This window comes from Pseudoclavibacter sp. Marseille-Q434 (assembly GCF_050315415.1).
GTDB lineage: Bacteria > Actinomycetota > Actinomycetes > Actinomycetales > Microbacteriaceae > Pseudoclavibacter.
This window is the reverse complement of the sequence record NZ_JBNPQH010000002.1, coordinates 926,502-950,645: the sequence shown is the minus strand read 5'-3', so window position 1 is coordinate 950,645 and position 24,144 is coordinate 926,502. Positions and strand designations below refer to the sequence as shown.

Sequence of the window (24,144 nt, the reverse complement as noted above, 5' to 3'; positions counted from 1 at the left end):
CCGCGCCGCCTCACGCGCATAGAATCCGCGCATGGCACACCCCGGCCGCGCCGACGAAGGCGCACCCTCCCCCAGCGACCCGACTCCGAGCGGGCGGGTCGAGACCGTCGACGGCGGCGCCGCCGTCACGCCGAAGGAGCTGAAGAAGCGCGCGACCGCCTGGGCGCTGTGGGACGTCGGCAACTCCGCCTTCCAGGCCGTCGTCGTCACCTTCGTCTTCGCCACGTACCTCGCGAGCGATCTCTTCATCGACCCGCAGGTCGCGGCGCTGGGCGAGGCGAACCCGCTCGACCCGCAGTATCTGGCCGCTCAGGCCGCATCCACGAACGTCATCGCCAACCTGAGCACGGTCGCGGGCCTGCTCGTCGCCCTCATCGCACCCGTGCTCGGGCAACGCTCCGACGGGTCGGGGAGGCGAAAGCTGTGGCTGGGCATCTTCACCGGCATCACCGTGCTCATCATGCTGTCCATGTTCTTCATCCAGCCCGGCGAGGAGTACCTGTTCTGGGGCGCGCTGCTGCTCGCAGTCGGCACGATCTTCGCCGAGCTGAGCGGCGTCAACTACAACGCGATGCTGTCGCAGGTGTCGACGCCCAAGAACGTGGGCCGCATCTCGGGCATCGGCTGGGGCCTCGGCTACCTGGGCAGCATCGTGCTGCTGGTGCTGCTGCTCGTGCTGTTCATCCAGTCGTTCGGCGCGGAAGGCCGGAACGGCGTCCTCGGGGTGCCGAGCGGGGCGGATGGGGGCGCGCTCGACATCCGCTTCGCGATCGTGCTCGCCGCTGTCTGGTACGTGGTCTTCGCGTTGCCCGTCATGTTCAAGGTGCCCGAGATCCCGAAGGACGAGACCCGCCGAAAGGTGAGCTTCTTCGCGTCGTATGGCGTGCTGTTCCGCGTCATCGGGAAGCTCGCGAAGAGCGACCCGAAGCTCCTCCTCTTCCTCGCCGCGAGCGCCGTGTTCCGCGACGGGCTGCAGGCGATCTTCGCGTTCGGCGCGATCCTCGCGGCACAGGTGTACGGCTTCGCGCCCAGCGAGGTCATCTACTTCGCGGTCGCCGCGAACCTCGTCGCCGGCCTCGGCACGCTCGCCGCTGGCTGGTTCGACGACCGCTTCGGCCCGAAGCTCGTGATCATGGCGTCGCTCGTCTCGCTCACGGCGTTCTCGGTCGTGCTCCTCTTCCTCCCGTCCGAGAAGACGGTGTTCTGGATCTTCGGCCTCGCACTCTGCCTCTTCGTGGGTCCTGCGCAGGCCGCGAGCCGCTCCTACCTGTCCCGCGCGACCCCTCCCGGCCGCGAGGGCGAGCTGTTCGGCCTCTACGCCACCACGAACCGGGTCGCGAGCTTCATCACCCCCGCCCTGTTCAGCCTCTTCGTGTTCCTCTCCGGCAACCCGAAGATGGGCATCATCGGCATCGGCATCGTCCTCGCCGTGGGATTCCTCATGATGCTGCCCGTGCCGAGCAAGGTGAAGCAGGCGAGCGCGTAGCGGCCCGCTCTGCAACTGTTACCCCCAAGGCCGGGCTCGCTGGCGGAATGTCGGTGGTGCGGACGACACTTGATGCCATGACGCACGAGACGAACGGCACCGCAGCGCAGCTCCCCACGACCCTCCTCGGCGATGGCCTCGTGACGACCGTGCAGGGGTACGGCGCCATGAGCCTCAGCGACGCGTACGGTCCCATCGACGACGAGCAGGCGCTGCGCACGCTTCGGCACGCGGTGGATGCGGGCATCACGTTCATCGACACGGCCAACATCTACGGCGACGGCCGCAGCGAGCGCACCATCGCGAAGATCTTCCCGGGGCAGCGCGAGCGCATCCAGCTCGCCACGAAGTTCGGCATCACGAAGGGCGACGGGGTTGGCAAGCGGGGTGTGCGCGGCGACCGCGAGCACGTCCGCGAGCAGGTCGAGCTCTCCCTCAAGCGCCTCGGCACCGACTACATCGACCTCTACTACCAGCACCGCGTCGACCCCAACGTGCCCATCGAGGACACGGTCGGCTTCGTCGCCGAGCTCGTCGCCGAGGGCAAGGTGCGGCACATCGGCCTGAGCGAGCCGACGGGGGCCGAGATCATCCGCGCCGCCGCCGTGCACCCCATCGCCGCCGTCCAGAGCGAGTACAGCATCTTCAGCCGTGATCTCGAGCACCACGTCATCCCCGCCATCCGCGAGGTCGGCGCCGGCTTCGTGCCCTACTCCCCCGTCAGCCGCGGCCTGCTCACCGACTCGTGGGCCGAACTCACCGCTGAGAAGCCCAACGTGCGCGCCAACTTCCCCCGCTTCTTCGCAGAGAACCTGCCAGCGAACCGCGCCCTCGCCGGCGAGGTCGCGGCCGTCGCGCAGCAGCTCACCGAGCAGCACGACCGCCATGTCTCCGTCGCCGAGGTGGCCCTCGCCTGGGTCTCCGCGAAGTCGGCGGAGTTCGGGGTACGGGTCTCCCCGATCCCGGGAACCCGCAGCCCCGAGCGCATCGACGAGAACCTGCGGGCCATCGGCCTCGACCTGGCCGGCGAGCAGCTGCTCCGACTCGACTCGATCGCCGAGCGCGTCGTCGGGAACCGCTCGGCAGATCCCGCCTGGACGTCCCAGGGCCGCGAAGAGGCGGCGCTCGCGGCATCCTGATCCGGGCTTATCCCCAGCTTTCCGAGTTGCAGGCAAACGAAGTGCAACTAGAATCTCCCCTCATGGAAGACCCTCCCAGTCATAGTCCCAAGCCTCTTGACGTTCCGGCCGCATCTTCGGCCGCCACAGTCTGGAGGCACCACGCATGAACGAATGGGTGATGCTCGGCATCGGCCTCGTTCTCACAGTAGGAACCGGGTTGTTCGTCGCGAGTGAATTCGCGCTCGTCAACCTCGACCGAAACGATCTCGAAAACCGGCAGAGCCGCGGAGAGAAACGACTCGGGCCAACCATCAAGGCCCTGAAGATCACGTCGACACACCTCTCCAGCGCGCAGCTCGGAATCACGCTCACGACCCTGCTCACGGGATACACGTTCGAGCCGGCCGTCAGCTCTCTCCTCGCAGAGCCTCTCGAGGGCCTCGGGGTGGCCGAGGGCCTCGTGCCCGTCGTCGGAGCCATCGTCGGCATCGTCCTCGCGACGCTGTTCTCGATGATCATCGGCGAGCTCGTCCCCAAGAACTTCGCGCTCGCCCTCCCACGGGCGACAGCGAAGGTCGTCATCCCGTTCCAGGCGCTCTTCACGACGGTGTTCAAGCCCGTGATCCTGCTCCTGAACAACACGGCGAACGCCATCATCCGCTCCATGGGCATAGAGCCCAAGGAGGAGCTCTCCGGTGCCAGAAGCGCCGACGAGCTCTCCTACCTCATCCGGCACTCCGCGCTCTCCGGGCTCCTCGAGGAAGACGACGCAGCACTGCTGCGACGCACCCTCAAGTTCTCCGAGCACGACGCGTCCGACGTCATGACACCTCGCGTGCGCATGGCGAGCGTCGAAGTCGACGACACGGCGCAGGCGATCATCGCCCTCGCCATCGAGACCGGGTTCTCCCGGTTCCCCGTCGTCGACGGGACGCCCGACAACATCACGGGCTTCGTGCACGCGAAGCAGGCGTTCGCGGTGCCCGTCGAGACACACGGCGAGGTCACGGCCGGCCAGCTGCAGACCGAGGCGCTGCGCGTGCCGGAGTCGATGGGCGCCTCCGCCCTGCTGACCCTGCTGCGCGCCGAGCGACACCAAGTCGCCGTCGTCGTGGATGAACACGGCGGCACCGCAGGCATCGTCACCCTCGAGGACCTCGTCGAGGAGATCGTCGGCGAACTCGAAGACGAACACGACCGGCACCAGACCGGCTTCATCCGGCGCGGCCGCTCGGTCACGTTCGACGCCTCCTGGCGTCCCGACGAGGTGCTCGACCGCCTCGCGATCAAAGTTCCGGAGGACGGCGACTACGACACCGTCGGCGGCTTCATCACCGACACCCTCGAGCGCCTTCCCGAACTGGGCGATGAGGTCGAGATCGAGGCCGGCACCCTGCGCGTCGAGCGCATCGACGGCACCCGCATCGTGCGGGTCCGCTACCTGCCGAACGAGCCAGACGGAGACCAGAGCCTCATGAGCAATCAGGAGCTCGCTCACGACAGAGCGCACGAGCGAGTCAAGGAGGCGATGATCAATGAGTGAGTACCTGCCAGGAATCCTGTGGCTGTTCGTCCTCCTCATCGGCAACGCCTTCTTCGTCGGCGCCGAGTTCGCGGTCATCTCCGCGAAGCGGTCGCAGATCGAGCCCCTTGCTGAGCGGGGCAGCCGCGCCGCCAAGACGACCCTCTGGGCGATGGAGCACGCAACGCTCATGCTGGCGACCAGCCAGCTCGGCATCACCGTCTGCTCGCTGCTCATCCTGAACGTCTCCGAGCCGGCCATCCACCACCTCCTCGAGATCCCGCTCGGGCTCACCGCGCTGTCGGCCGAGCTCATCAGCGTGATCGCGTTCGCGGTGGCGCTTGTGCTCGTCACGTTCCTGCACGTCGTGTTCGGCGAGATGATCCCGAAGAACCTCGCGTTCTCGGTGCCGGACCGCGCCTCCCTCCTGCTCGCCCCGCCGCTCGTCGTGGTCTCCAAGATCTTCAACCCGATCATCTGGAGCCTCAACACGATCGCGAACGGCGTGCTGCGCCTCTTCAAGGTCGAGCCGAAGGACGAAGCGACGAGTACCTACACCCTCGAGGAAGTGGCCGGAATCGTCGAGCAGTCGACCCGAGAGGGAACACTGAACGACGCGTCGGGCACGCTCGCGGGCGCGTTCGAGTTCACCGAGAAGCGGGTCAGCGACGTGGATGTGCCGATCGCCGAGATGGTGCTCCTGCCTGCGGGCGCGCGCCCCATCGACGTGCAGAAGGCCGTCGCCGAGCACGGCTTCTCGCGCTACGTCGTCACCGACGAGCGCGGTGAGCCGACGAGCTACATCCACATGAAGGACGTCATGGACCTCATGGCCCCGGACGTGTTCACGGCCCCGATCCCGCAGAAGCGACTGCGGAGCCTCGTCTCCGTGTCGCGGGATGCGGAACTCGAGGACGCAATGGCGGTGCTCCGTGACCGCGGGGCGCACGTCGCGAAGGCCCTCGACTCCGAGGGCAACGTGACAGGCCTCCTGTTCCTCGAGGACGTCCTCGAGGTGCTGGTCGGCGAGGTCAACGCGACCGCCGCTGCGAACTAGCCGACACGGTCGAGACCAGCTCGAGGATGCCCCCGCCCGGAAACGGGCGGGGGCATCCTTGGTTTCCGGGTGCAGCTGTAGGCGCATCCGGCACCTGCCTGTCATCGCTCGTTGACAGTGCACGTGGCCAAACGAGAGGGTGGTGAGGTGCAGCCCACCCCACAGACCGCCCAGACCACCACCACTGCGAGCGGGCGGGAGAAGCTCTCGGTCGGCGTCTTCCTCGCTCTGGCCTTCGGCCTGCCGTGGCTCGTGACCCTGCCCCTGTGGTTGGGCGACGGTCTCGCGAACCCGTGGTTCCCGGTCATCTCGATCGCCATGATGATGACGCCAGCCATCGCGGCGCTCGTCGCGGTCTTCGCCATCGAGCGTCCGGCGAGGCCATGGCGCGCGCTCGGGATCGTGCCGCTGAAGCCCGTCGGACGGCTCATCGCCTACCTTGCGCTCGCCGTCGTCGTCCCGGTGGCGCTCGTGTTCGTCGCGCTGCCCATCGGCGCCCTGTTCGGCGTCTACGCGATGGACCTCGTGAACTTCTCCGGCTTCCAGGCGATGCTCGACGAGCAGCTCGCAGCCGAGGGGGTCGGCAATCTGGAGCTCCCCATCCCGGTCGCCGTGCTCGTGCTGCTGCAGCTCGCGAGCATCCCGCTCGGGGCGTTCCTCAACCTGATCCCCGCCCTCGGCGAGGAGCTGGGCTGGCGCGGCTGGCTGCTCCCGAAGCTCCTCCGGTTGGGTACCGTTCCCGCGCTCCTCATCTCGGGGGTCATCTGGGGCGTCTGGCACGCGCCGCTGATCCTGCTCGGCTACAACTACGTGGATGCGCCGGGCTGGCTCGCGCTGGTCATGATGACGGGGATGTGCATCCTGGTCGGGGCCGTGTTCGCGTGGCTGCGCATCCGCTCGGAGTCGGTGTGGCCGGCGGCCCTCGCGCACGGGGCGTTCAACGCCGCCGCCGGCTCGTACCTGCTCTTCGCTGCGGCTGGCGAAGAGGTCGACACGACGCAGGCCACGATCCTCGGCTGGACGGGGTGGATCGTGCCGCTGATCTTCCTCGGCGTGCTGCTCGCGACGAAGCAGTTCGCGCCGCCGAAGCCCGCCGAAGTGCTCGAAGGCCGTCGTGGGCCGCAGCCGACGGCCGCTTCGTCAACTCCCTGACGAAGTTCAGGCCACCTCTGCTTTGATGCCGCCACGAGGATGCATCCGCGGTGAGCTCACGCGAATCGCCAAGCGGATGTCTGGGGGAAGGGGACATCGATGGAGACATTCGGCATCGAGGAGGAGGCGATGCTCGTCGACCCGCGCACGCTCGAGCCGAGGCCAGCCTCCGCACAAGTGCTCGAGGGGCTCCGCCACGATGGGCGCCTTCGCTCCCTCGTCACCCGCGAGTTCCTCAACTCGCAGGTCGAGTACTGCTCGCCCGTGCTCCGGTCGGCGCGGGAGGCGCACACGCACCTCAACGCCTACCGAGAGGCACTCAACTCGGCCGCCGATCATGCCAGGGTCGCGCCCTGGCACGGGGCGGTGCCGTTTGTCCCCGGTGAGCCGCACGCAACCGAGACAGCCAGGTACGGGGAGCTCGCGAGCGAGTACCGGGGCCTCGTGCGGGAGCACCAGATCAACGCCATCCACGTGCACGTGGGGATCTCCTCACGTGAAGAGGGTGTGCGGATCATGAACGCCGTGCGCGGCTGGACGCCGGTGCTGCTCGCGTTGAGCACCAATTCGCCGCACTGGCATGGAGAGGATTCTGGGTTCGACAGCTGGCGCACCATCCAGATGCGGCGTTGGACCACTCACGACTGCCCTCCGGTGTTCGTCGATGCCGAGGACTATCGGCAACGAATGGAGCGTCTTGTCGGGGTTGGAGGAACGATCGATGCTGGCTCGGTGGCGTGGAACATGCGTCTCTCCGCGAACCACCCGACGATCGAGTTCCGGGTCTTCGACGCGCAGCTCGAGACGCGCGAGACGGTGCTGCTTGCGTTGATCTGCCGGGCCTTGGTCACGGCGACTGAGGACGGCGAGGGCGGTGGCGCCCTCGCCGACCTGCCTCCCGAGCTGCTCGAGGCGTCGCTCTGGCAGGCCGCCCGTGATGGGATCGACGCACGGCTCCTCAACCCGGTGACGGGCGAGCTGGCGGGGGCCCGCCAGGTCGCGGATGCCCTGCTCTCCCACGTCGGTCCTGCCGCGGATGCGTTCGGGGACGGCGACGAGATCCGCTCGGGCGTTGACCGTCTCTTCCGCTTCGGGACGGGAGCCGCGCGGCAACGGCAGACATACCAGGAAGGCGGCATCGAAGCTCTGCGTGCCCTCCACGCGGCCGTCTGAGCGGATCGGCCACGCCGAGGGAGCAGACTGGGTGGATGCCTCCGACCACTCCCCCTGCCAAGGTTCAGCGCACCTCGCTCCCGAGGACGATCGCGCGCGTCGTCCTCGGTGGGTTCCTGCTGTTTGCCGGCATCGCGCATCTGAGCTTCGCCCGCGAGGAGTTCCAGGCGCAGGTGCCGACCTGGCTGCCGCTCGATGCGGACTTCGTGGTGCTCGCATCCGGTGTCGTCGAGGTGCTGCTCGGGCTGGCGCTCATCGCGGCCTGGCGATGGCGGGTCGCGGTCGGCTTCACCGTCGCGGCGTTCTTCGTTGCCGTCTTCCCCGGCAACATCTCCCAGTACGTGACGGGGACGGATGCGTTCGGGCTCGACACCGACGCGGCCCGGCTCATCCGCCTCCCGTTCCAGGTGCTGCTCATCGGGCTGGCGATCTGGTCGACCGGCGCGTGGCGCGACCGTCGCGAACTGCTCGAGCCATTCCGCCGGGGACGGATGCTCTAGATTTCTCCTATGACAGATCCCGGCAGCGCAGCCTCGCCCGCCACCGGAAACTCCGGGGTCGCCCCGCTGCTCGTGCTCGGCAAGATCACCGACATCCTCGATAGCTTCACGCTCGAGTCGCCGTCGCTGTCACTCGCGGAGATCAGGTCGAGGACCGGGCTCCCGACCTCGACCACGCAGCGTCTCGTCACGAACCTCGTCGCGCAGGGCTTCCTCGACCGCGACGACGATCGCTTCCGAATCGGGCTGAAGATGGCGTACTGGTCGGCGCCTGCCGTGCGAGGCATCAAGGCCATCGACCTGCTCGCGCCATTGCTCCGCGAGCTGCGACAGGCGACCGGGGAAAGCGCGACGCTGTTCAGGGCGGACGACGACTACCGCGTCTGCATCGCCGTCGACGAGACCCGCCACGAGCTGAAGCAGGATGTGCACGTCGGCAAGGTCGCGCCGCTCACGGTCGGTTCCGCGGGACGGGTCCTTCTCGCCTGGAACGATGACCTGCGCGAGAGCATCCTCGCCCACCCCATCCCGGACCTCGCGGCAAGCACCATCACCGACCCGGCCGAGCTGCGAGGGGTGCTCGATCAGACGCGACGGGACGGGTTCGCGATCACGCGCAACGAGCGCATCGACGGGCTCGTCGGCCTCGCGGCCCCGGTGTTCGAGCCGAGCGGGCGGGTGCGCATGGCCATGGGCGTGAGCGGGCCCGCCGCGCGCATCAAGCCGCACATGCTCGAGGAGTGGGCCCCGATGCTCGTCGAGACGGCCGAACGCGCGACTCGCCTGATCGGCGGGCGCGCCCCCGCCACCGACTGACAGCGGGCACTCGGCTGGCAGCCGTCAGAGCGAGGCCGGCACGACCCATTCGAACGCGGGAGCCTTCGAACGGGCGCCCTGCCTCGCCTTGGAACGGTTGGGCTCGCCGAGGTCGTCGAGCAGCGCCTCCGACTCGCGGACGATCTGGGCGAACGCCGCCGGAGTGAGCCACTCGGGGCGCATCGCGAAGAGCAGGTCCTCCGTGGCCGTGTTGCCGCTGGCGCCCGGAGCGAAGGGGCAGCCGCCGAGGCCGCCCAGCGCCCCGTCGACGACGCTGGCCCCCGCGAGCACCGCGGCGATCGAGTTCGTGACGCCGGCACCCCACGTGTCGTGCCCGTGGAAGACGATCTCGCGCTGCGGGGTCTCGGTCGCGACCCGCGAGATGAGCGACGACACCTGCCCGGGATGCGCCTGCCCGAGGGTGTCGCAGATCACGATGTCCGCAGCACCCTCGGCGCGGGGATCGTTGGCGATCTGTATGACCCGGTCTGGGTCGACCTGCCCATCGAACGGGCATGTGAAGGAGGTGGCGAGGCACAGCTGGATGCGCCCGCCGGCCTCACGGGTGAGGGCGACGGCGTCCGGCATGGCGGCGAGGCTCGTGTCCGTGGTGCGGCCGATGTTCGCCTGGTTGTGGGCGTCGGAGACGGAGAGGCAGTACTGGAAGTTCTTCGCGCCGGCTGCCGCGGCCTTCTCGATGTGCCGCGGGGTCGCGACCCACACCCAGCTGCGCTCGAGCTCCTCCGGCGTGAGCGCCTCGATCACGTCGAGCGTGTTGGCCATGGGCGGGACGAGGTCGCCGCGCGCCATCGAGCCGATCTCGAGCTCTGGCACGCCGACGGCGAAGAGCTCGCGAGCGAGCGCGACCTTGCGGTCCGTCGACAGCAGCTTGCCGGTGAGCTGCAGGCCGTCCCGCAGCGTGACGTCGCGCAGACGCGCGTCGGTGATCGGGTTCTGGCTCATCGTGTCTCCACCTTGCTGTTGTCGTCGAGCTGGGTCCTGTTGTCGTCGAGCTGATCCCGCGGCGCGAGGCTGGCGTAGGCGGCGAGCACCGCCTCGGTGTCCTGTCCAAGCTGGGGCGCGAGGGTGCGGATGGGGAGGGACGCGCCGCCGAGGACCGGGACGATGCCGGGGAACCCGACCCCCTCGACCGTCTGCTCGCCGTCGGCCACGTCGAACTTCTGGATCATGTCGCGGGCCGCGTACTGCGGGCTCTCGCTGATGTCCTCCGCCGTGTAGATGGGGCCGGATGGGACGCCCGCGTCGTCGAGGATGTCGAGGACCTCGTCGGCCGGCATCGTCGCCGTCCACGCGCCGATCGCCGCGTCGAGCTCGTCGCGGCGCTCCCAGCGGAGGTTGTTCGTCGCGAGCCCAGGGTCGCCCGCGAGGTCGTGGCGGCCGATGATGCCCATGAAGCGCACGAAGATCGCATCCGCGTTGCCGGCGATGACGACGCTCTTGCCGTCCGCGCACACGTAGGCGTTCGTGGGGGCGATCCCCTCCATTCGTCCGCCGACCCGCTCGCGGACCACGCCGTGGGCCTGGTAGTCGGGAATGAGGGACTCCATCATCGAGAACATGGCCTCGTTGAGGGCCACGTCGATGACCCGCTCCTCGAGCGGCGCTGGCCCGAGGCCGGCCCCGCGGCGCTGCTCGCGCTGGAACATCGCCATCATCACGCCGTAGGCGGCGTACACGCCCGCGATGGAGTCGCCGATGGAGACGCCGACACGCACCGGGGCGCGGTCCGGGTCGCCGACGAGGTTCCTGAACCCGCCCATCGCCTCGGCGACCGCCGCGAACCCGGGTCTGCTCGAGAGCGGGCCCGTCTGCCCGAACGCGGAGATGCGGCCGATGACGATGCCGGGGTTGATCTCGTCGAGCACGTCGGGACCGATGCCCCACCGCTCGATCGTGCCGGGCCGGAAGTTCTCGAGGATGACGTCGCAGTCGGCGGCGAGCGCGCGCACCGCATCCCTCCCCTCCTCCGTGCGGAGGTCGAGCGTGATCGACTTCTTGTTGCGGTTGATGGTGTGGAACAGCATCGACGTCGTCGAACCGGGGTGCAGGCGCCACGAGCGCAGCTCGTCCCCCGTTCCGGGGCGTTCGACCTTGATGACCTCGGCACCGAAGTCGGCGAGCATCCGCCCTGCCGTGGGGGCCGCGATGAAGTTCCCGAGCTCGAGCACGCGGACTCCCTTGAGCGGGGCGATCTTGGCGTTGGTGTGCATGTCGGTCCTTTCCGGACTGGTGATCGGTCGGAGCGTGCGGGTCAGATGAAGATGCTGAGGACAAGCGTCACCAGCAGCGCGACGACCGAGGCGACGGAGACACCGACGGTGCACGTCTTCAGTGTGCCTCGTGTCGTCTGGCCGAGCAGCGACTGGAGGAGCCAGAACGTGTTGCTCGTGACGTGCACGGCGAACAGGGAGCCGGCACCGGCAGCGAGGGCGATGAGGATCGGGTCGAGCCCGATCACCGAGGCGATGGGAGCGAGGATGCCCGCCGCGGTGATCGCGGAGATCGTGACCGAGCCGACGGCGACGTGCAGCACGGCGGCGATGGCCCAGACGATGAGGAGCGGCGCGAAGCTGTGCGCGCCGAACGCCTGCCCGAGGATGTCGCCGAGCCCGGTCGCCGCGACGGTCGCGGCGAGCGCGCCGCCGACGCCCGTGAGGATGAGGATCTGGCCGCTCTCTCGGAAGCCCGCGACGACCGACTTCTCGACGGCCTTGACGCCGACCGTGAGCCTGCCGATGACGCTCGTGCCGAGCACGGCGATGAGCAGGGCGAAGACCGGGTCGGTGATGAGGACCAGCGCGTCGATCTCGATGCCGGCGATCTGCAGGATCGCGCCGGTGGCGATGAGCGCCAGGCAGAGCAGCAGCGGGGAGAAGAGCAGGATCAGCTTGGGCTCGGAGGTGGTCGTGCGCTCGGCGACCGCGACGCCGCGGGGCACACCGCCGACCTTGCTGAGTCGGTCGCCGACGGGGATGTTCTCGGTCTTGAGCGGTCCGACGGGCTCGGGGGAACCGTCGATGCTGTCGTCCGCCGCGTCTTCCCCTTCGACGGGCTGCGTCTCGTCGAGCTTCTCCTTCCAGAAGCCGATGCGGAACAGCAGCGTCATGATGAAGATCGAGATGACGATGGTCGGCACGATCACGATGAGGCCGAAGAGCAGCATCTGGCCGAGGGGAACGCCGAGCACGCCGGCGAGCGCGAGGGCGGCGACGCCCGGCACCATGAAGACGATGCCGCACTCGAGGCCGATGGCGAGGGCGGTCGCGATGCGCGGTGTGCCGTGCTTGCCGATGAGCGGCGCCATCTTGCGGGCCAGCGGCGCGGAGATGACGAGGAGCACGTCGAGGAAGATCGACTGGAGCACGGTGCCGATCGTGAGCCCCATGGCGTACGGCAGCCCCTTGGGGCCGAAGATGCGCAGCAGGTGCGAGACGAGCCGCTGGATGGCGTTCATCTCGCTGAGCATCGAGCCGAGCAGCACGCCGAAGGTGATGAGGAGGCCGACCTCTGCCATGATCTCGCCGAAGCCGCCGGTGATGGTCCCGATCGTGTCGGTCGGCGAGTTCCCCGTCGCGAGCCCGAGGTAGAGGGAGCCGATGACCAGCGCGACCGCAGGGTTCAGGCGGAAGCGGGTGATGAGCACGACGACGCCGAGGATGGCGATCGCGGTGTGGATGATGGTGATGATCTCTGACGTCATTGTCGTCCAATCGAGGTTCTGGTCTCGCGCGGTGCCCCGGCCGGGTCGAGGCGGAGCGGATGGGGGCTTGGCCTGGGCCCGCGTCCGGCTTACATTATGTGCATGAACTCATTATGTAAGCAAGGGTCCACATCGTGATCCAGGAATCGAGGGTCAGCATCTCGGTGCCGACACCGGCACTCGCAGCGGACATCGCGCAGCTCGACCTCACCGACCGCGTGGAGTGCATCACCTGGGACCTGACGACGCCGTCACCCTCTGCGCACATCGAGCTCGTGGTCCTCCCTTACCAGCAGGACCCCCGCCTCGTTGCGAACCTCGGGGCAACGACAACCCAGCTCGTCCAGGCGCAGACCATCGGCTACGACGACATCGTCGCGCACCTGCCGCCCGGGCACACGGTCGCCAACGCGCGCTCCGTGCACGAGGCCTCGACGGCGGAGCTCGCGCTCGGCCTCGCGCTCGCCTCGCTGCGACGCTTCCCGGAGTACTCGATCGCGGCCCAGGGCGGGCGGTGGCAGCAGCTCCCCGGTCAGAGCCTCGCCGACCGCACCGTCGCCATCGTGGGCTACGGCGGCGTCGGTCAGGCCATCGAGAAGCGCCTCGACGGCTTCGAGGCGCGAGTGCTCCGCTTCGCGCGCACCGCACGCGCCGGCGGCCCGGGCGGGGCGCGCCTCGTGCATCCCATCTCGAGCCTGCGTGGCCTGCTGCCGGAGATCGACGTCGTGATCCTCACGGTTCCCCTCACGGAAGAGACCAGGCACCTCGTCGACGACGCCTTCCTCGCGGCCATGCGACCCGGCGCGCTGCTCGTGAACGTCGCGCGGGGCCCGGTCGTCGACACGGACGCGCTCGTCCGCGCGCTCGAGACCGGCCACATCCGCGCCGCCCTCGACGTCACCGACCCGGAGCCGCTGCCGCCAGAGCACCCGCTGTGGGGGCTCGACGGCGTGCTCATCACGCCGCACGTCGGGGGCGCCTCCTCGGCCATGCACCCCCGCATGGTCGCGCTCATCGAACGGCAGCTCCGTGCGCTCCTGAACGGGGAGACGCCCGAGAACATCGTGGCGTCGAGATGACGCGCAGCTGACCGCCCAGCGCCGCGACGGCTCCGCCCCTACCGCCAGCGTGGCGCGAGGAAGCCGAGCGCGACGAGCTCGCGCACGTCGGGGACCAGGCTCTCGCGCAGCGCCTCCTCCTCGACGTCGACGAGCGAGGCGATGGCGGTGACGATCTGCGAGCCGACCAGCTCGCCGTCGCACACCGACACGAAGCCCGTGAGCTCGGTCGACATCGACATCGTGCGGCGGAACCCGGCGCCCTGGCGGAGCATGATGATGCTCGGGTCCTCGTCGCCCGGTCGCGAGTGGCGCTCCTCGGTGACGTCGCCGGCGACGATGAGCGGCTCGTCGAAGAGCTCGGCGTCGTCGAGGCCGCGCAGCCAGGTGATGGCCTCGAAGCCGTCGCGGATGTGCTCGGCAAGCGGGTGGCCGAGGGCGTGCGCGAGGTGCTCGAAGCGGCGAAGCGGGCCGCCGAAGGCCCCCTCGTGCGTGCGGCGGAGGAAGAACATGCCCATGCCGATGCGCTCGACGTCGCGGCTCGCGAAGTCCTGCAGGTAGCGGCGGAACGCGTGCTGCCAGCTCGACAGCTCGGCGTTCTCGGCCGCGTCCTTCAACCACATGTCGGCGTACTCGACGGGCGTCGCGTCCTCGCGCTGCACGACCCACAGGTCGACGTCGCCCGCTGGCCATGTCTCGATGCGCGAGTGCCAGGTCGCGTCGCCCTCGCGCACCTCCCAGTTGCCGAGCATGCACGCGACGCCACCGGGTGCGAGCACCGTGCCGAGCTCGCGGACGAGCCCCTCGACGATGCTGTCGCCAGGCTTGCCGCCGTCGCGGTACGTGTACTGGTCGCTGCCCTCCTCACCCTCGCGGCGGGGCGTGATGACGAACGGCGGGTTCGAGACGAACAGGTCGAACTGCTCGCCGGCGACGGGCTCGAGCATGTTGCCGAGGCGCAGGCTCACGCGGTCGTCGAGGCCGCCAGGCGCGATGCCGAGCGCCGCAGCGTTGAGCAGGAGGTTGAACTTCGCGAAGGCGAGGGCGCGCTCCGAGATGTCGGTGGCGACGACGTGGCGCGTGTGCGCGAGCAGGTGCATGGTCTGCACGCCCATGCCGACGCCGAGATCGAGGGCCCGCGCGACCGGCTCGCGCGGGGTGAGCTGCGCGAGCAGGGTCGTCGCCGGCCCGATGCCGACGACGTGGTCGCGGCGCAGAGGCCGATCGCGGCCGAGCTGCACCCCACCGAGGTCGGAGGCGACCCACATCTCGACGCTGCCGTTCACACCCTCGCTCGCGTACGGGCGCACATCGACAAGCGCGGTCACGAGCTCGTCGACGAGCTCCTCGCCGGACGCATCGCCGCTCGCATCCCCCGGCGCCACACGCGGCAGGCGTTCGACGAGCCGGGCCGCCAGCAGCTCTTCGAGGGCCGGCACGTCGCCCACCTCCACTGGCTCGGCGAGCACGAACAGGCGGATGAGCGCTGCGAGCGCGTCGTCTGGCTCACGCGACAGCGCGAACGAGGCGGGCTCGAGCAGGTCCCGGTGCAGCGCATCCGCCGCTTCCGCGCCGAGGCGCGACTCGACGCCGTCGACCGTGAAGCCGACCTCGGCGAACGTCACCGCGAGCGCGCGGAGGAGCGCCTCGTCGGTGCTGTCGGGAGCGTCGCTCGGGTCGTCGAAGGTGAAGGCGTCTCGAGAGGAGGCTGAGGTGGCATGGCGCGCGTGGGAAGTCACCCGTCAATTATGCGGATGCGCACCGACAGTCGCGCGCGACGCCCGATCAGCCAAGTCGCGCGACTCCCAGGCAGCGGGGTCCCGGAGCTCGGCGAGCGCCTCGATGGTGCGGATGCGCACCTCAACGTCGTGCGTCGTGGCGGCCAGGAGCACTTCGTCCGCGCCCGTCCGCTCGACGAGCCGGTCGATGCCATCAGCCACCATCTCGGGGGTTCCGACCAGTTGCGTGCCGGTCGTCGCGTCGAAGAGCGAGCGGTCCTGCATGCGCGCGGCGTACGCCGCGGCGCCGTCTGGCGTGAGGACACGGGTGGGTCGGCCGAAGCGGATCTGATGCATCGCGGCCCGGCTCGGGAGCGCGAGGCGAGTGGCCTCCTCGACGGTGTCGGCGGAGATCGCGGAGACCGACACCATGAAGTGCGGCTCTGCCAGCACCGGAGACGGCACGAAATGCTCGCGGTAGTGGTCTGCCGCGGCCTTCGGGTCGGCGTGCATCGCGAAGTGGTGGGCGAAGGTGTACGGCAGACCGAAGGCGGCGGCGAGCTCGGCCCCGTAGAGGCTCGAGCCGAGCAGCCAGATCTCGGGGTGGGTGGCGGCGCCCGGCGTCACGCGGAGACGGTTGAGCACCTCGCGATCGTGCTCGTCGCGCACATCGCCGAGGAATCCCATCAGCTCGAGCACGTCGTTCGGGAACTCGTCGACGCGGTCACGCGACAGATCGCGGCGCAGGGCGGCGGCCGTGAACGGGTCGGTACCGGGGGCACGCCCCAATCCGAGGTCGATGCGCCCGGGGTAGACGGACTCGAGGGCCGCGAACTGCTCGGCGACCACGAAGGGGGCGTGGTTGGGCAGCATCACGCCACCCGACCCGAGGCGGATGCGGCTGGTCCCCGCTCCGAGGGCCGCCAGCAGCACCGGAGGGGTGGTCGAGGCGACGAGCTCCGTGTTGTGGTGCTCGGCGACCCAGTACCGGTGGTACCCCAGCTCGTCGGCACGCTGCACGAGGCGACGTGATGCGGCGATCGCGTCGGCGCTCGTCTGCCCCTCAGAGACCGGGATGAGGTCGAGCACGGAGAGCTTGGTCGTTCCTGGCATGGCAAGGGCAACGTGCGCCATCCCGCCGCTATTCCTGGACGACTTCGGCAGCCTCCAGGGGAGAACTCCCCGTCACCTGGGTTTTCGGCCAGTTCGCGGCCTGACTGTCGGTGGCCCTGCGTAGCATGACCAGGAACGGCATACCCAGCGTGCCGAAGGAGACCCCATGATTCGACATCGTCGCCGACCGCGGGCGCTGCTCGCGAGCATCGGCGCGCTTGCCGCGGTCGTGTTGCTCGCGGGGTGCTCCGTGAGCGCAACTGCCGTCCCGTCTGCCAACGGCTACGACGCGGTGGACGCCCCCATCGAGGGGGGAACGGTCAGCCTGCGCGACTCGTTCGAGTCGTCGCCCCAGGAGTCCCACGACTTCTGGTCGGACCCCGACATGTTCAAGAACGCCGAGGGCTTCGACTACACCTCTCCAGACAACGGCATCACGGTGGGCGTCGGCGACCCCGCGACGGGCGCGTTCGTCGCTCCGACGACGGCGGTGCCCGCAGCGGAGTCGCCGAACGGGTACGGCGACGTCACCGAGGCTGTGCCGTTCGACCGGGCCGGGCTCGGCGCATCCACCTTCGGTCGCCTCTACATGTCGTTCGCGAGCGGCCTCGCCGTCTGCTCGGCGACGGTCGTGAACTCGGGCGAGCGCAACATCGTCGTCACCGCGGCGCACTGCCTCGTCGACTTCGAGAGCAACAAGGCCGTCGCGACCAACGTCGTCTTCATCCCCGGCGACCGCGGCGACGGCGCCGAGCAGCCCTACGGGCGCTGGGCGGCCACCGACTACAGCATCCCGCAGCACTTCCTCGACAACGCCAACTACGGCGACCAGGGCGTGTACGGCGACGGATGGAACAACGACTTCGCGTTCCTCGTCATGGAGGAGAAAGACGGGCAACGCATCCAGGACGTGACGGGCGGCCAGGGCATCGCGTTCGGCGTGCCCGCCAAGGCGATCACGCAGGTCGGCTACCCGAGCGCGAGCCCCTACGACGGGTCGGAGGAGTACATGTGCGCCTCCAGCCAGTGGAAGGAAGGCTCGGCGGGCGGCTACACGCACATGTGCAGCATGACGCCGGGAGGATCCGGCGGGGCCTGGCTCGTCTACTACGACAAGGTCGTCGGCGCCGGTTACGTCGCCGCGACGTCGTCGACCGTCCTCTCGTCCGCGAATCCCCCGTTCCGCTGGGAGGGTTCGGTCCTCGGCCAGACCGCACTCTCGCTGTACGACGAGCTCGGGGGGTCCTGATGCGCACGCAGCGGCTGGTGGCGGGCGCGACGGCGCTGCTCGTCGGGCTGGTGCTGACGGGATGCGCGACGACGACGCCCACGGCGGTCGCGAACCACGAGGCGAAACTCGAGTACCACGCCGACACGGGCGCTGAGCTGCTCGGCGACTCGCTCGTCGAGGGTCTCGCCGGGGTCGAGAACTTCTCGGCGACCGCCTACACGCACGGCAAGGCCTCGACGGGGGCGACGCTCAGCACGCAGCACGAGACGACCGTGGTCGGCGCGTCCTACGTCACGAAGGAATCAACGGCCGAGCCGGGAACCTCGATCGACGAGGTCCACATGGCCGGCAGCGGGTTCACGTACTACCTCTTCGGCAGCGCGTACACGACGGTCGTGGCGACGCCGTGGGCTCGGCTGCCGATGGGCGACCTCGACCGGGCGAACGACCCTCAGCGCACGTGCATCCTCGGCACCGTCATCTTCATGTGCAATCTCGTCGAGGCGTGGCAGCTCTCGAAGGAGAGCAACGGCGAGGAGCTGCCCGAGAAGCTCGAGGTCTCCGCTGACGGCAGCAAGCACTTCACGTCCGCGGTCACCTTCGACTCCCTGGAAGCGGCGGGGCTGTACACGCTGGGCGACGACCTGCGCTCGCAGTTGAGCGACGACGAGCTCGGCACGCTCCTCCCCCTGCACGTGTGGGTGGGCACCGACGGCATCATCCAGAAGATCGAGGTCAACGGCACGATGGACGCGGCCTCCCTCGACGTGGAGGTGCAGTTCGGCTTCGAGATCACGGGAACGCCGACTGCCGACGATCTGCCGGACGACCCGGCGTCGCTCGCGCCGCAGTACGTGACGAACGTCACCGCAGACCAGGCCAGTGCCTTCTGGGATGCCATCGGAAACGCAAGGACCGGCTAGGGGTTGGCCGGGCTCATGAACGCAGCAGCAAGCAAGCTGGAGGCAGCACGATGACCTTCCCACCGCAGGGCGGCCCGCAGCGGCCGTACGATCCGCGCAACCCAGGCGACCCGCGGAACCAGCAGGACCCTCGCACCCAAGAGGGCCCTCGCACCCAAGACCCTGGGCAGGGTCGGCCGAACGGGCAGGACGCTGCAACCGGGCACGGGGCGCCCAACCCCCAGACCCCACAGCAGGGCCAGTACGGGCAGCAGCCTCAACAGAATCAGCACGGCTCGTACGGTTCCGGACAGCACGGCCAGCACGGCGCGACCAGCACTGCGGGGCCGGGCCGGGGCAACGAGCAGGGCCGGCCCGACCAGCAGTACTCACAGCCAGGTCAGCAGTATCCGCAGGCCGGCCAGCAATATCCGCAGCCCGGGTACTCGGCCGCTTCGGCCACGCCTCCCGGCGGCGCGGGCACGGGAACTGCGACCGGCGCGGGCTCCGGGACCGGCTACGGCGTGAACTCGGGCTACGGCGTACCCTCGGCGACCAACTCCGGCTACGGCGCACCGTCGGCGACGAGCTCCGGCTATGCCACACCGAACACGGGGTACGGCGTTCCTGGAGGGGGGTACGGCTCCTCGAACGGGGCTCAGTCAACCGGGATTCCTCCGGCTCAGGGCTTCGGGTATCAGCAGCCGACGCGTTACCCGACGCCAGGGGCCCCCGGTTCCGGCTTCGCTGCGGCCGGCCCAACTCCGAACGGCAAGCCGCGCCGCAACTCACGCCTGCTGCTCATCCTCGCGATCCCGGCGGCGGCGCTCATCGCGGGTCTCGGCGGCTATTTCATCGGGGAGAGCAACGGCAGTGTTCTTGCGGCGGAGCCGTTGCAGGCGGAGGTGACTCGCGTGCTGCAGGACGACTTCGGGCTCGTGGAAGTCAGCGATGTCACCTGCCCGGAGCAGGTGAAGGCCGACCAGGGTTCCGAGTTCCAGTGCACGTTCACCTACGCGGAGCAGGACCAGTCGGTGACCGTCACCGTTTCCTCCGCCGACGGCCAGGTCGTCGTTGGCGCGCCCGAGTAACCGCCGCCGGTCACCGAGCGGACGCGGGTCACAGGACGCAGACGCCGCCAGCCTCCAGGCTGCCCGTTGACCGGCAAGCGGCCGAGTCCCAGCCCGTCCGCGCGAGACGGCAGGGTCAAGAGGCTGTCCAACATCAGTGCGATATCAGTGCGCTGAGCCCGCCCAAGCTTCAATCGGCTGGAAATCGCACTCATTTTGGACAGGCGGGCTCCGAGTCGGCCCCGCCACAGCCCGTCCCAGCCCCTTCGGCCCGAAGGCCTTGACTCGCCGGCGCTACGCGGTCCCGTTCGGCCCGACGATCGGCAGCGCGACGCCATCGACGAGCAGCTCGCATTCGGGGCGGTCGGCCACCGCGACCGCGACGCGCGACGCGAGGTGCTCGGGCATGGCGGGGAGCGCATCCACTGGGAACCAGGCGACGTCCACCGACTCGTCGTCACCGACGGCAGCCTCGCCGGAGACCCACGTGCACCGGAAGACGAGGTCGCAGTACTGCGCCCGGTCGCCCGTCGCGTGGACGATCTTCGGCGAGACGCTCAACCGCACGAGCCGGTCGACGCGCACCTCGACCATCGCCTCCTCGAGGCTCTCCCGCACGGCGGCTGTCGCGGGATGCTCACCGGGGTCGACGATGCCCGTCACGGGACTCCACACCCCGTTGTCGGAGCGGCGAACCAGCAGCACCTCCTCGTCGGCGGGCACAGCCTCGCCAGCCGGCCGAGATCCTTCGACCGGCGACAGGTCGCCCGCGCGTGCACGCGGGCGGATGATGACGGCGGTCGAACCGGCAAGCCAGAGCGGATGCTCCGGCCCGATCTTGGCACGCAGGTCGGCGACGAATTCAGGAATCGGCATGGGGCCTATCCAACCGCAACACCGAAGATGAGGCCCAGCACGTAGGTGACGGCGGCCGCTCCGTAGCCGATGAGCAGCTGGCGTCCCGCGCGGCGCCACGGCGGGCCGCCCGAGAGCACGCCGACGATGGCGCCGGTCGTGAGCAGCGCGATGCCGACGACGATCGCGGAGACGATGACGGCCGTCAGCCCGCTCATGCCGAAGATGTAGGGCAGCACCGGCAGGAGTGCGCCGGCGGCGAAGAAGCCGAAGCTCGAGAGCGCCGCTGTCCACGCGGTGCCGAGCTCTTCGTGCTCCTCATCGGCTGCCTGCAGGGCGATGGGGCCCGAGGCTGGGTCGGCTCCCTGCAGCGCGAACACGCGATGCGCGTACCTGCGCGCCTCGGCCTCGTCCATGCCCCGCGCCCGGTACACGAACTCCAGCTCGTTCGCGTTGACGTCGAGCCGCTGAATGGTCTGCGGCGTGTCAGGGCTGGGCGTGGATGCCTGCAGCAGTTCGCGCTGCGACCGCACCGACACGTACTCTCCGGCGGCCATGGAGAGGGCGCCGGCGAGCAGCCCGGAGAGGCCGGTCGCGAGGATGATGACGGTCGGGGCGCCGGTCGCGCCGATGCCGAGCACCAGGGCCAGGTTCGAGACCAGGCCGTCGTTCGCTCCGAACACGGCAGCCCTGAACATGCCAGACATGCGGGACCGGCTGCGCATCGCGAGCCCGCGCACGACCTCCTCGTGGATGCGCTCGTCGGCGGCCATCTCCGGCGTCGCATCCGCTTCCCGCTCGTACGGGGACCTCGACTCGGCCCGCTGGATGAGGGCAAGCACGAACAGGGAGCCGAAGCGGCGAGCGAACCACCCGAAGAGGCGCGTGCCGAGGTGGGCGCGGACGCCGCCGTCGCCGGCAGGGCCGAGCAGCCGCAGCCAGTGCTCCTCGTGGCGCACCTCAGCGTTCGCAAGGCCGAGGAGGATCTCCTTCTCCTCACCTTCGCGTTTCGCGGCGAGGTCCCGGTAGACGGAGCCCTCGGCGCGTTCGTCGGCGAGGTAGCGGCGCCAGCGGCGGATGTCCGCCGAGGTGGGTTCCCGCGTGAGATCCCCGGTCCCCGGGACTGGCGGTGGTGTCTGTGGCATGGCCGTGCATCCTTCGTGCGGATGCCTCGAGCCCTGTGGAGCACGGGCATCGTTGGCAACGTTCAGCCAACGCTACGCGCGCGCCTCCTGGTTTCCGCAACCTCGCGGAGATGTTCGGCGCACCTGAGCGGGGCTCAGGGTCACTGCCCGGGGGCGCCGGCCTCGGTCACGGAGACGTCCGCGCGCGTGAAGTTCATGAAGGAGCGGGATGCGGTCGGTCCGCGCTGCCCGAGGTACCTGGAGCTGTAGATCGCTGACCCGTAGGGGTGCTCCGCGGCGCTGGAGAGCTGGAAGAAGCACAGCTGCCCGATCTTCATCCCTGGCCAGAGCTTGATCGGCAGGGTCGCGACGTTGGAGAGCTCCAGGGTGACGTGTCCGGTGAAGCCGGGGTCGATGAAGCCGGCCGTGGAGTGCGTGAGGAGTCCGAGGCGGCCAAGCGAGCTCTTGCCTTCGAGGCGCGCGGCGACGTCGTCGCCGAGGGTGACGCGTTCGAACGTGGAGGCGAGGACGAACTCCCCCGGATGCAGGACGAACGGCTCGTCGGGTTTCGACTCCACGAGCCGGGTCAGCTCTGGCTGCTCCTCCGACGGGTCGATGAACGGGTACCGGTGGTTGTCGAACAGCCGGAAGTACCGGTCGAGGCGCACGTCGATGCTCGAAGGCTGGATGAGCCCCGGCTCGTACGGCTCAAGGCCGATGCGGCCAGTCTCGACGCCCTGTTTGATGTCCCGATCGCTGAGAAGCACGTCGCCAGCCTAGTTGCTCGTCGGAAGCCGACGGCTAGGCTCAGCCCGTGAGCAGAAACGTGTGGACCGTCATCGGGGTTGTCGTGGCCGTCGTCATCGCGTGGTGGCTTGTCGATGTGCTCTTCCACCTGGCGTGGATGGTGGCCCGCCTGAGCATCGTCGCGGTGGTCGCTGTCATCGTGTTCTTCGTGATCCGGGCTCTCGTCACAAAACGCGACTGACGCCGACCGGGCGCCCTTGCGGTCTCGAAGCGGCGTGCATGTACGATGGTCGAGTCCGCAGGCCGAGTGCCGGCGGGTGCGCGGATGTAGTTCAATGGTAGAACTTCAGCTTCCCAAGCTGATAGCGCGGGTTCGATTCCCGTCATCCGCTCCACGAAGAAGGCCAGACCGGATGCAGTTCGCATTCCGACCTGGCCGTTCTCGCCTTCTGGAGGCAGTCGCCGCGGTCAGCAGTCGCCGCGGTCAGCTCTCGCCGCGACCGGTCTCGTGCTGCAGCCGGTCGATGTGCTCCGACGCCTCCGCCTTCGTGATGTCCGCAGGGATCTCCTCGCCGGCCTCGCGAGCGAGCGTGTCGAGGTAGCTGCGCTGCGCACCGGTCATCGGCTCATCGCCGGTGACCCACGTCGACGGGTCCTTCTCGGTACCGTTCTCTCCAGGCTCGGTCGCGCCGAGCATTTCACCTTCGTGTGTCTCTGCCATGTCCGCGACAGTAGGCGGCGCTCCTGGCTGGCGGCCCGACGGATGCTGGGAATATGTGTTCGAATCCGGGCGACCAGCGCACCTCGGGGTGCTAGGAATCAGAAGTCGGCAATGACCAGCTTCTTCATCTGCATCATGTGCTCGTAGCCGCCGGGCCTCGCCATCAGCTCGCCCATGTTCGCGGGCACGATCTGCCAGCTGACACCGAACTTGTCCACCAGCCATCCGCACTGCTCCGCTTCGGGTACGGCGGTGAGTGCATCCCAGTAGCGGTCGATCTCGGCCTGGTCGGAGCAGTCGACCTCGAGCGAGACACCGCAGTCGAAGCCGAACTCCTGTCCGGCACCGTTGTCCATGGCGGCGAACCACTGCCCCGCAAGCTGGAAGTCGGCGTACATGATCGCCCCGGCCACAGCCGGGCCTGACGGAGCCGGATACTCGGCGACGGTGCCGATACGGGACTCCGGGAACAGGGATACGTAGAGGTCGATGGCCTCGCGCGCCCTGTTCTGCGCTTCGCGACCGAACATGAGGCTCGGGACGATGAATGGACGAGGCTCGTCAGCCGTGCTCAACCCGTCGGGGTCGACGAGCATGAGCTGCCAGCTCACGCCGTACCGGTCTTCGATCCAGCCATAGTGCGGACTGAACGGGTACTCCTGCAACGGCATGAGGGCCTTGCCACCGTCGCTGAGCCCTGCCCAGACCCGGTCGATCTCCTCGCGTGCCGACGCCGCGTCTCCACCGAGCACGCGGGGGTCGAAGTTGAGCATGAACGAGATCGAAGGATTGGGCCTGAACTGGTCGCCCGCGTTGATGAGCGTGAACCGGTACTCTTCGATCTCCACGCCCACGACGAGCGGGAGGCCGGCGAACTCCTTCTGGAAGTCGAGGAGGTCGGTCTCGGGATACCTGGCTTCCACTGACGTCGTCGTCTTCGGGAAGATGGAAGCGTAGAACTCGCCAGCTTCCTCGGCGTTCTTGTTGAACCAGAGGTTCGGGATGATCTTCTGCATGACTCGCTACTCCTGCACGCGTCGGTGGTTCCGGGCCCAGT

The 24,144-nt window shown here is 69.1% G+C and carries 23 protein-coding genes and 1 tRNA gene; 14 read left to right on the top strand and 10 right to left on the bottom strand.

Annotated elements, in window-relative coordinates; all coding sequences use genetic code 11:
* Positions 1 to 31 precede the first annotated feature (31 nt).
* The 8 genes from ACQFZP_RS11410 (at position 32) to ACQFZP_RS11375 (ending at position 8,827) form a co-directional block, all read left to right on the top strand.
* Complete coding sequence (locus ACQFZP_RS11410; RefSeq protein WP_211891369.1) at positions 32 to 1,486, top strand: MFS transporter; 1,455 nt, start codon at positions 32 to 34, stop codon at positions 1,484 to 1,486.
* Between the two features lie 77 nt (positions 1,487 to 1,563).
* The gene (locus ACQFZP_RS11405; RefSeq protein ID WP_211891368.1) at positions 1,564 to 2,625 is read left to right on the top strand and encodes an aldo/keto reductase; all 1,062 of its coding nucleotides are present in this window, start codon (positions 1,564 to 1,566) and stop codon (positions 2,623 to 2,625) included.
* Positions 2,626 to 2,770: 145 nt separating this feature from the next.
* Positions 2,771 to 4,150, top strand: coding sequence for a hemolysin family protein (locus ACQFZP_RS11400; protein WP_211891367.1), 1,380 nt, complete (start codon positions 2,771 to 2,773; stop codon positions 4,148 to 4,150).
* Positions 4,143 to 5,186 (top strand): hemolysin family protein, encoded by a 1,044-nt coding sequence (locus tag ACQFZP_RS11395; protein ID WP_211891366.1) that lies wholly within the window; start codon positions 4,143 to 4,145, stop codon positions 5,184 to 5,186. Before ACQFZP_RS11400 ends, ACQFZP_RS11395 begins: the two co-directional genes overlap by 8 nt.
* A gap of 147 nt (positions 5,187 to 5,333) precedes the next feature.
* The gene (locus ACQFZP_RS11390) at positions 5,334 to 6,338 is read left to right on the top strand and encodes a CPBP family intramembrane glutamic endopeptidase (RefSeq protein ID WP_307852820.1); all 1,005 of its coding nucleotides are present in this window, start codon (positions 5,334 to 5,336) and stop codon (positions 6,336 to 6,338) included.
* Between the two features lie 99 nt (positions 6,339 to 6,437).
* Positions 6,438 to 7,511, top strand: coding sequence for a carboxylate-amine ligase (locus tag ACQFZP_RS11385; RefSeq protein WP_211891365.1), 1,074 nt, complete (start codon positions 6,438 to 6,440; stop codon positions 7,509 to 7,511).
* 35 nt (positions 7,512 to 7,546) lie between these two features.
* Positions 7,547 to 8,011 carry a DoxX family protein gene (locus ACQFZP_RS11380; protein ID WP_211891364.1) on the top strand — a complete coding sequence of 155 codons (465 nt, stop codon included), beginning with the start codon at positions 7,547 to 7,549 and terminating at the stop codon, positions 8,009 to 8,011.
* A gap of 9 nt (positions 8,012 to 8,020) precedes the next feature.
* Positions 8,021 to 8,827, top strand: coding sequence for an IclR family transcriptional regulator (locus ACQFZP_RS11375; RefSeq protein ID WP_104313203.1), 807 nt, complete (start codon positions 8,021 to 8,023; stop codon positions 8,825 to 8,827).
* Between the two features lie 24 nt (positions 8,828 to 8,851).
* On the opposite strand, the gene ACQFZP_RS11370 is transcribed toward ACQFZP_RS11375, so the two are convergent.
* The 3 genes from ACQFZP_RS11370 to ACQFZP_RS11360 are packed head-to-tail and all read right to left on the bottom strand — an operon-like array spanning position 8,852 to position 12,548.
* Positions 8,852 to 9,790, bottom strand: a complete 939-nt coding sequence (locus ACQFZP_RS11370) for a hydroxymethylglutaryl-CoA lyase (RefSeq protein ID WP_211891363.1) — start codon at positions 9,788 to 9,790, stop codon at positions 8,852 to 8,854.
* On the bottom strand, positions 9,787 to 11,058 hold the full coding sequence (locus ACQFZP_RS11365) for a CaiB/BaiF CoA transferase family protein (RefSeq protein ID WP_211891362.1): 1,272 nt from the start codon (positions 11,056 to 11,058) through the stop codon (positions 9,787 to 9,789). Before ACQFZP_RS11365 ends, ACQFZP_RS11370 begins: the two co-directional genes overlap by 4 nt.
* A gap of 41 nt (positions 11,059 to 11,099) precedes the next feature.
* Positions 11,100 to 12,548, bottom strand: coding sequence for a GntP family permease (locus ACQFZP_RS11360; RefSeq protein ID WP_211891361.1), 1,449 nt, complete (start codon positions 12,546 to 12,548; stop codon positions 11,100 to 11,102).
* 134 nt (positions 12,549 to 12,682) lie between these two features.
* Between ACQFZP_RS11360 and ACQFZP_RS11355 the strand changes: the two genes are divergently transcribed.
* A complete protein-coding gene (locus ACQFZP_RS11355) occupies positions 12,683 to 13,627 on the top strand; it encodes a 2-hydroxyacid dehydrogenase (protein ID WP_307852819.1) in 945 nt (314 codons plus the stop codon).
* Positions 13,628 to 13,665: 38 nt separating this feature from the next.
* Here ACQFZP_RS11355 and ACQFZP_RS11350 read toward each other — a convergent pair whose 3' ends face one another.
* Together ACQFZP_RS11350 and ACQFZP_RS11345 are read right to left on the bottom strand one after the other, a co-directional pair.
* Positions 13,666 to 15,345 carry a DUF7059 domain-containing protein gene (locus ACQFZP_RS11350; protein ID WP_211891360.1) on the bottom strand — a complete coding sequence of 560 codons (1,680 nt, stop codon included), beginning with the start codon at positions 15,343 to 15,345 and terminating at the stop codon, positions 13,666 to 13,668.
* Positions 15,346 to 15,348: 3 nt separating this feature from the next.
* Positions 15,349 to 16,437: an LLM class flavin-dependent oxidoreductase gene (locus tag ACQFZP_RS11345; RefSeq protein WP_104313477.1), complete on the bottom strand. Its 1,089-nt coding sequence runs from the start codon at positions 16,435 to 16,437 to the stop codon at positions 15,349 to 15,351.
* 166 nt (positions 16,438 to 16,603) lie between these two features.
* On the opposite strand from ACQFZP_RS11345, the gene ACQFZP_RS11340 reads away from it, so the two are divergent.
* Genes ACQFZP_RS11340 through ACQFZP_RS11330 form a run of 3 tightly spaced genes read left to right on the top strand, consistent with a single transcriptional unit; the run spans position 16,604 to position 19,661 of the window.
* The gene (locus ACQFZP_RS11340) at positions 16,604 to 17,686 is read left to right on the top strand and encodes a trypsin-like serine peptidase (protein ID WP_104313215.1); all 1,083 of its coding nucleotides are present in this window, start codon (positions 16,604 to 16,606) and stop codon (positions 17,684 to 17,686) included.
* Positions 17,686 to 18,591 (top strand): hypothetical protein, encoded by a 906-nt coding sequence (locus ACQFZP_RS11335; protein WP_179555613.1) that lies wholly within the window; start codon positions 17,686 to 17,688, stop codon positions 18,589 to 18,591. The genes ACQFZP_RS11340 and ACQFZP_RS11335 overlap by 1 nt, the downstream gene beginning before the upstream one ends.
* A 50-nt stretch (positions 18,592 to 18,641) precedes the next feature.
* Positions 18,642 to 19,661 (top strand): DUF4333 domain-containing protein, encoded by a 1,020-nt coding sequence (locus tag ACQFZP_RS11330; protein WP_211891359.1) that lies wholly within the window; start codon positions 18,642 to 18,644, stop codon positions 19,659 to 19,661.
* 273 nt (positions 19,662 to 19,934) lie between these two features.
* On the opposite strand, the gene ACQFZP_RS11325 is transcribed toward ACQFZP_RS11330, so the two are convergent.
* From ACQFZP_RS11325 to dcd, 3 genes are all read right to left on the bottom strand, one after another.
* The gene (locus tag ACQFZP_RS11325) at positions 19,935 to 20,516 is read right to left on the bottom strand and encodes an NUDIX hydrolase (protein WP_104313222.1); all 582 of its coding nucleotides are present in this window, start codon (positions 20,514 to 20,516) and stop codon (positions 19,935 to 19,937) included.
* 5 nt (positions 20,517 to 20,521) lie between these two features.
* The gene (locus ACQFZP_RS11320) at positions 20,522 to 21,640 is read right to left on the bottom strand and encodes a VIT1/CCC1 transporter family protein (protein ID WP_211891358.1); all 1,119 of its coding nucleotides are present in this window, start codon (positions 21,638 to 21,640) and stop codon (positions 20,522 to 20,524) included.
* 140 nt (positions 21,641 to 21,780) lie between these two features.
* Complete coding sequence (gene dcd / locus ACQFZP_RS11315) at positions 21,781 to 22,386, bottom strand: dCTP deaminase (RefSeq protein WP_104254259.1); 606 nt, start codon at positions 22,384 to 22,386, stop codon at positions 21,781 to 21,783.
* Between the two features lie 47 nt (positions 22,387 to 22,433).
* Here dcd and ACQFZP_RS11310 point away from each other — a divergent pair, with 47 nt between their 5' ends.
* Positions 22,434 to 22,607 (top strand): hypothetical protein, encoded by a 174-nt coding sequence (locus ACQFZP_RS11310; protein ID WP_167516542.1) that lies wholly within the window; start codon positions 22,434 to 22,436, stop codon positions 22,605 to 22,607.
* An 80-nt stretch (positions 22,608 to 22,687) separates the two neighbouring features.
* Positions 22,688 to 22,761 (top strand) — tRNA-Gly (locus tag ACQFZP_RS11305).
* An 89-nt stretch (positions 22,762 to 22,850) separates the two neighbouring features.
* Here the strand turns inward: ACQFZP_RS11305 and ACQFZP_RS11300 are convergent.
* Both ACQFZP_RS11300 and ACQFZP_RS11295 read right to left on the bottom strand, forming a co-directional pair.
* Positions 22,851 to 23,087: a DUF3072 domain-containing protein gene (locus ACQFZP_RS11300; protein WP_104254270.1), complete on the bottom strand. Its 237-nt coding sequence runs from the start codon at positions 23,085 to 23,087 to the stop codon at positions 22,851 to 22,853.
* 98 nt (positions 23,088 to 23,185) lie between these two features.
* Positions 23,186 to 24,103, bottom strand: a complete 918-nt coding sequence (locus ACQFZP_RS11295; RefSeq protein ID WP_211891357.1) for a VOC family protein — start codon at positions 24,101 to 24,103, stop codon at positions 23,186 to 23,188.
* Between the last annotated feature and the right edge of the window lie 41 nt (positions 24,104 to 24,144).